The following is a 2,178-nucleotide window of genomic DNA, read 5'->3' as shown; positions in this document are numbered from 1 at the left end:
CAACTCAATAAACTCGCTCACTTCGTTCGCTGGGACGCATACACGCAGGGCGGCTTCGCCATTATGCCCTACGTGCCTGCGCCCGTTATTGAAAAGTTATGCACCTACGGACACATTGAATGGACTCAGACATTGAATTAAATATCAGCTTTAGATTCTTTTCGCTTACAGAAGAATTATCCAACGAAATCAAATCAAGCCTTAAAGCCTCATCTTGTAGACCTAATAAAAAATTAGGTGGTTTTGTAGTGTGCGTTCCTCTGACACCATCTTCACTGGAATTTATAGGAAGTTTTGTAACTTCTAATAGTGTAGAAGTAGAGAATACAGATATCTTCGTTTCATTTGTTACTGAGTACGATTCAAGAGTCATTGATCTGCCAAATATTATCACTAAAGCTTCTTTTTCTATTGGCTCACCAGTTACACTCTCATATACGGTGGTTTAGGTGCATAACAACTCAATAAACTCACTCACTTCGTTCGCTGGGACGCATACACGCAGGGCCGCTTCGCTATTATGCCCCACGTGTCTGCGCCCGTTATTGAAAAGTTATATGCTTTTCAGGACGCTCATCAATAAGGAATTCTATGAATCTGAACGCTACATTTTGGGGGCAAGCACTCTTCATCCTCGCTTTAATTGTAATTTTTCTTACCATCAAATTTGCTAAAGGAAAGGCTGACAATATTGGGTTGGTTGCCATTTACGCCTTCTTGCTCAACTTCTTGATTCCACCTATTGGTTGGTTCTATTGTTACCGATGGGCAAATAAATAATTACCTAAAACAAATATTATCCTCTATGTAGCTAGGGTTTGTTTTTATTAAAGTGGATGTGTAAAAGGTTTTAAATTGTACGCATATAACAACTCAATCAACACACTCACTTCGTTCGGTGGGACGCATACACGCAGGCCCGCTTCGCTATTATGCCCTACGTGCCTGCGCCCGTTATTGAAAAGTTATACGCAATTGGTCAGAATAGCTTTTTAACATCGCGGTAAAAGTTTTCATGAGAACCAAGAGCTATTAATTCAAGTATTACAGTGCCGTCCTCGTAGCTGTAACCTAATAAGGTTAACTGCTTAACCATCTTGAACTTGTACACGCGAAGAAAAGCAAGGTCGCCTTTTTTCTGTTCACCTAGAAGAGGATCATCCATCAGTTCCTTTACAGCTTTATCTAAGTCTTTTTTCTGATTCTTATGTAACTTCTTTACTGCTCTCTTAAAATTAGCTGTCTGTAAAACACTCGTAATCTTAGCCAAAATCGTAAGGCTCCAATTTTCCAGCCTCTTTTTCCGCTTTGGAAATAATTGCCTGTTTCACGAATTCGTATGGTAAATCAGGATTATCTTCCATCATTTCACCTATTTTTGCCCAGTGCTCAATCTGTTTTGGCATAGTTCGGTTCAGTGCTTTGCCCATAATGGTAGCTTTCTCAACTAGATCTTGGTCTAGTCTTACGCTCGCGGTTGCCATAATATGTCTCCTAATAGTTCATTACCATATTGTAGCAATGCGCTACAGGTGTGGCAAATTGCGTATAACAATCGCATCAACACTCGCTGCGCTCGCTAGGGACAAAAATACGTAGGCTCCCAGCGCTTCGCTTGGTATTGTAGCCTACATATTTTTGCCCGTTATGCGGGTGTTAGGCACCAAATGGACATCATCAGCCTTTTAGGAAGAAAGCTTAAATCAGGTCCAATAAATGACCTTTTTGAAATGTACAGTGTCAATGTAACCTACCAATACGATGGACTGAGTGAAAACGAAGCCGATTACTACTCAGCCACGATTGAAGAACTTGGATTAGAATTCTCGTTTGACACTGCACAAGTACTACAGACAATATTCATTACGAGTGAACATTCATTTTCGGAAATTCAGAGGTTTGGGAGTATCAAGGAAGTCGAGAACTACTGCATCGAGCATTCTTTAAGTTTTGAGAGGGGAACCTCTAAATTTCTGGGTATTTTTCGTGAATGGATGAAAGTGTCGTATTCAAATCACTATATCCACTATGAATTTCAAGACTCAGTTTTATATATGGTGACACTGGGGGGCGTTGGTGCCTAATCGGGTAGCCGGAGGTATCTAGCCTCCAGCCCCCACAACACCCTGCATGCGGCTCCGCACAGGGCGTTTCATTTAGGATAGTGAAGCGCAATCC

Annotated in this window: 5 protein-coding genes; 3 read left to right on the top strand and 2 right to left on the bottom strand. The window is 41.2% G+C overall.

The features are described from left to right. Nucleotides 1-119 precede the first annotated feature (119 nt). On the top strand, nucleotides 120-449 hold the full coding sequence (locus MHN09_RS21160; protein WP_069943674.1) for a hypothetical protein: 330 nt from the start codon (nucleotides 120-122) through the stop codon (nucleotides 447-449). A gap of 142 nt (nucleotides 450-591) precedes the next feature. Next, nucleotides 592-780 carry a hypothetical protein gene (locus MHN09_RS21155; protein ID WP_239241831.1) on the top strand — a complete coding sequence of 63 codons (189 nt, stop codon included), beginning with the start codon at nucleotides 592-594 and terminating at the stop codon, nucleotides 778-780. Nucleotides 781-979: 199 nt separating this feature from the next. On the opposite strand, the gene MHN09_RS21150 is transcribed toward MHN09_RS21155, so the two are convergent. Together MHN09_RS21150 and MHN09_RS21145 are read right to left on the bottom strand one after the other, a co-directional pair. Continuing rightward, entirely contained in the window at nucleotides 980-1,270 is a 291-nt protein-coding gene (locus tag MHN09_RS21150; protein ID WP_061439355.1) for a type II toxin-antitoxin system RelE/ParE family toxin, read from the bottom strand. Further along, nucleotides 1,263-1,484 carry a hypothetical protein gene (locus tag MHN09_RS21145; RefSeq protein ID WP_012518669.1) on the bottom strand — a complete coding sequence of 74 codons (222 nt, stop codon included), beginning with the start codon at nucleotides 1,482-1,484 and terminating at the stop codon, nucleotides 1,263-1,265. The genes MHN09_RS21150 and MHN09_RS21145 overlap by 8 nt, the downstream gene beginning before the upstream one ends. A 183-nt stretch (nucleotides 1,485-1,667) precedes the next feature. Between MHN09_RS21145 and MHN09_RS21140 the strand changes: the two genes are divergently transcribed. Further along, a complete protein-coding gene (locus MHN09_RS21140) occupies nucleotides 1,668-2,084 on the top strand; it encodes a hypothetical protein (protein WP_239241830.1) in 417 nt (138 codons plus the stop codon). The last annotated feature ends 94 nt before the right edge of the window (nucleotides 2,085-2,178 follow it).

Source organism: Alteromonas sp. MmMcT2-5, assembly GCF_022348315.1.
GTDB classification, from domain to species: domain Bacteria; phylum Pseudomonadota; class Gammaproteobacteria; order Enterobacterales; family Alteromonadaceae; genus Alteromonas; species Alteromonas macleodii.
This window is presented reverse-complemented; position numbering and strand designations above follow the sequence as displayed.

Excerpts from the sequence above, each read along its gene's own strand:
- MHN09_RS21140 (WP_239241830.1), top strand. The coding sequence starts at position 1,668 with ATGGACATCATCAGCCTTTTAGGAAGAAAGCTTAAATCAGGTCCAATA.
- MHN09_RS21155 (WP_239241831.1), top strand. The coding sequence starts at position 592 with ATGAATCTGAACGCTACATTTTGGGGGCAAGCACTCTTCATCCTCGCT.
- MHN09_RS21145 (WP_012518669.1), bottom strand. The coding sequence starts at position 1,484 with ATGGCAACCGCGAGCGTAAGACTAGACCAAGATCTAGTTGAGAAAGCT.
- MHN09_RS21160 (WP_069943674.1), top strand. The coding sequence starts at position 120 with ATGGACTCAGACATTGAATTAAATATCAGCTTTAGATTCTTTTCGCTT.